This window comes from Acidimicrobiia bacterium, assembly GCA_016650365.1.
Lineage (GTDB): Bacteria > Actinomycetota > Acidimicrobiia > Spongiisociales > JAENVV01 > JAENVV01.
On sequence record JAENVV010000282.1, the window covers coordinates 1 to 3,549 of the forward strand.

Consider the following 3,549-nt stretch of genomic DNA (forward strand, 5'->3'; position numbering starts at 1 on the left):
GACGTGTGGGCCGTGGCATGGGACTCAGATCAAGAAGCTCTTGTCGTCGGCTCGGCTGGGGCGGGGAGAATCAGGTTTGGCGACGGAAAATTCGAGGCCATGCGCGATGGGATGAACTTTCGGCTTGGATACGTCGGTGGCGTCGTTCTGGCCGACGATGCCACGACCGGATCCGGAATGAATCAACTCCCCTGCAATCCGAGCGCATTTGCCGACCCCGAATCGAGCGAGTGGATGGCCAGCGCTGATGAAGCGGTCGTCGAAACCTGGCAGGAGTTGCGGAACCTGGCGGCGGCCTGCGAGTGGGAACAGCTATCCGATATCGCCGAGCAGGATCAGACGTCGATCAGTTTCGGCGGCCCGATCCGGCTGGTCAAACTGTGGGTACTCGAGTCTGCTTCCGGATCTGACTCTGGTACGGAGCTGCTCGATGTTACGTCGCTGCCTCCAGCCCGGACGACCGACGGCTGGGTATGGCCGGCAGTGTCGTCCACCAATGCGGACGCCGACTGGCAAGTCCTGCTCGACGCCGGCCTCTTGACCGAGAAGGAGGTTGCCGACATGAAAGACTTCGGCGGCTACCTCGGCTTCCGGGTCGGCATCGCCGACGACGGAACCTGGCTGTTCGGCATCGCCGGCGACTGAGTTGAGTCCACCGGTTGTGGTTTTGTCACTTGAGCCGCCAATATGGTCGGGCTCGAGGAGGGAAACCCATCGCCGGTCACGGTACGAAAGCAATAGTCGCGGCGTTCTTCGCGAACCTTGGCATTGCCATCGCCAAGTTCATTGCGTTCGCGTTCACCGGTGCAGCATCGATGCTGGCCGAGGCTATCCACTCACTCGCCGACACGGGCAACCAGGCGCTTCTGCTGTTCGGGGGCCGGAGCGCCCGCCGCGAGGAAACCGAGATGCATCAGTTCGGGTTCGCCAGGGAGCGCTATTTCTGGTCATTCGTCGTAGCGCTCGTTCTGTTCACCCTCGGTGGGGTTTTCGCGATCTACGAGGGGATCGAGAAATTGCGCCACCCCCACGACATCGATTCGCCGATCTGGGCGTTTGGCGTCCTGCTATTTGCCATTCTCCTCGAGAGCTACTCCTTCCGGACTGCGATACACGAAGCCAGGCCACTCAAAGGCAAAGGCAGCTGGTGGTCGTTCATCCGGCGCTCCCGCAGCCCCGAACTGCCAGTCGTCTTGCTCGAAGATCTTGGTGCTCTAACCGGCCTGGTCATCGCACTGGTCGGCGTAACGCTGGCCGTCACCACCGGGCAGGCCCGGTGGGATGCGGCCGGGTCGCTGGCCATTGGCATCCTGCTCGTTGCTATCGCCACGATTTTGGCCATTGAGATGCGGAGCCTCCTCATCGGTGAGTCCGCCTCGCCTGATCAAGCCGATGAGATCACCGCAGCCATCGCGGGAGCACCCAACGTCGTAAGGCTCATCCATATGCGGACCGAGCATCTCGGGCCCGAGGATCTGTTGGTGGCCGCCAAAGTCGAGTTCGTCGGCAGCCTCAGCGTGGCCGCTCTGGCCGATGCCATTGACGTCACCGAAGCGGCCATCCGGGCTGCCGTACCAGCCGTGAACCTGATCTACCTGGAACCAGACCTTTACAACGCCGCCCGACCAACCGACGACTGACGGTCTACCGGTTCGTTTTGGGCACCGGGTCGGCTACTGTCCCGGGTCGCTATGCGAATCATGACTGCCAACCTTTGGAACGTCAACGTCTCGGTCGACTCCTTCGCCGAAGCGCTCGACAAGTACGCCCCCGACATTGTGGCCGTTCAGGAGCTGGATCATTCGGCGGCTGAAGCCCTCACCGAACGCTACCCCTACGGTCTGGTGAGGCCAGGGGGAGTATCCGGATGCGCACTGGTATCCCGGGAGCCCCTGACCGTGACGGAGACCGAACTCCCGTTCCGACCGCTGCTGACGGCACCGGTTCTGGTCGGCGGCCAATCGATAACCGTCGGGGCCATCCATCTCGCAAACCCCGTGGCGACGCACGATGTCAAGTACCGCCGCCACCAGGTGCGTGCCCTGCTTGAGAACCTTCAGGGAGATCAGCCGATGGTTTTGGTTGGTGATTACAACTCGTCACCGGCCTGGCCGGCCTATCGGATGATCAGAAAGCATCTCCGTGACGGCGTCAACGATTGGGCCGCCCGAACCGGTAACCGAACAGCTCGTACGTGGAGCTACACGGCCGGTATGCCCAAGTTATTGAGAATTGATCACATCATGGTTCGTGGGGTTGAGCTCGCAGACGTGCAGGTCGTCAACATCGCCGGTTCCGACCATCGAGCCCTGGTCGCCGACCTCCTCGTGAGTGGCTAGTCGTCCAGCCCGGCGAGGATGTCGTCAAAGTCCTTCTCCATGGCCTTGCGGGTGGCACCCTCGAACAACTTGCCGAGCGTCAACGCCATTGCCTTGGCGACCAGTCCGGTGGTTTCGGCTGAGTAGGTCATCGTTAGCGTGCTTTGGTTGCCGTCGGGTTCGACCGCCCACACCGACGTGTAGTCCGCTCCGCGGCCGCCGGCTTTGACCGTGTAGGAGCGCCCCTCGTCTGTGGCGGTGACTTCCATTTCCTCGGTCGCGGCCTTGCGGAACATGATCCCGGTTTCCCGCCATCGAGTCCCGACCCCGAAGCCCGTCCCACCGTCGAGGCGGGTGACCTCGGTGATTCCGGAAATTCGGTCGGCCCACCTGTCGAGGTCGGTGATGGCTTCCCAAACCCGCGTTGCAGGGATCGCGGTCGTTCGTGCCACCGTCAGCGTTTTCATCTCGTCTCCTCCGCGTGTCCCTAAAAACAGTACCGAAAAATGGGCGACGAGTGCAGACTGCTTGTCCCTGCCGCTACGGTGAGGGGCGAAGGAAGGCACCGCCGTGTTCGATAGGTTCACCGAGCAAGCACGAACAGCCATTGTTCTGGCTCAGGAGGAAGCTCGGGCCGGTGGCTTTATCGCCGTCGAACTCATTCATCTGGCGGTGGGCTGCCTGAGCCAACCTCACTCTGACGCTAACCGGCTATTGGCGACTCTCGACGTCGCCGCCGGGTCCCTGGTCGACCACTCCCGTTCGGTGCCCGGTATCGACCAGAGTCCGGCCACGCTCAGATTGACCGAGCCCGTCAAACGGGCACTCGAAACTTCGATGCGCCTCGCCATGACGTTGGGGAACACGATGGTTACGTCGGCTCACGTGCTGGTCGGTGTTGTGGCGGTTGATCCAGAGGGCGAAGTAGGTGGGGCGTTGCTCGGGGCGGGTGCCGACCTGACCCGACTGGAACTGACCCTGGCACAGATGAAACCCCAGGAGTTCATCGAGTCGGGCCGACAGGCGGCGGGACCGCCGCAAGAGGATAAAGCCTGATGAGTTCTTGGTCTGTACGGCTCTTAAATGAAATGTGGAGCGCCCAGGAGCCCTACTCCTCGAGCGGTAGAGCCATCGCCAGGGCCTCCTGGAACGTCAGTTCCATGTTGTGCAATTGGCGGCCATGTTCCTGGGTGGCTTCGACGATTTCAGTCTCGGCGCCTTCGGTTTCCCA

Annotated in this window: 5 protein-coding genes; 4 read left to right on the plus strand and 1 reads right to left on the minus strand. The window is 62.1% G+C overall.

Annotated features, from left to right (window positions below):
- The first annotated feature begins 12 nt into the window (after window positions 1-12).
- The 3 genes from JJE47_15730 (at window position 13) to JJE47_15740 (ending at window position 2,339) form a co-directional block, all read left to right on the plus strand.
- Window positions 13-645, plus strand: a complete 633-nt coding sequence (locus JJE47_15730) for a hypothetical protein (protein MBK5268869.1) — start codon at window positions 13-15, stop codon at window positions 643-645.
- 68 nt (window positions 646-713) lie between these two features.
- The gene (locus JJE47_15735) at window positions 714-1,640 is read left to right on the plus strand and encodes a cation diffusion facilitator family transporter (protein MBK5268870.1); all 927 of its coding nucleotides are present in this window, start codon (window positions 714-716) and stop codon (window positions 1,638-1,640) included.
- Window positions 1,641-1,700: 60 nt separating this feature from the next.
- On the plus strand, window positions 1,701-2,339 hold the full coding sequence (locus tag JJE47_15740; protein ID MBK5268871.1) for an endonuclease/exonuclease/phosphatase family protein: 639 nt from the start codon (window positions 1,701-1,703) through the stop codon (window positions 2,337-2,339).
- Here JJE47_15740 and JJE47_15745 read toward each other — a convergent pair.
- Window positions 2,336-2,785, minus strand: a complete 450-nt coding sequence (locus tag JJE47_15745) for an SRPBCC family protein (protein ID MBK5268872.1) — start codon at window positions 2,783-2,785, stop codon at window positions 2,336-2,338. The two genes, JJE47_15740 and JJE47_15745, sit on opposite strands and share 4 nt — an antisense overlap.
- A 103-nt stretch (window positions 2,786-2,888) precedes the next feature.
- Between JJE47_15745 and JJE47_15750 the strand changes: the two genes are divergently transcribed.
- Window positions 2,889-3,374 carry a hypothetical protein gene (locus JJE47_15750; protein ID MBK5268873.1) on the plus strand — a complete coding sequence of 162 codons (486 nt, stop codon included), beginning with the start codon at window positions 2,889-2,891 and terminating at the stop codon, window positions 3,372-3,374.
- Window positions 3,375-3,549 lie beyond the last annotated feature (175 nt).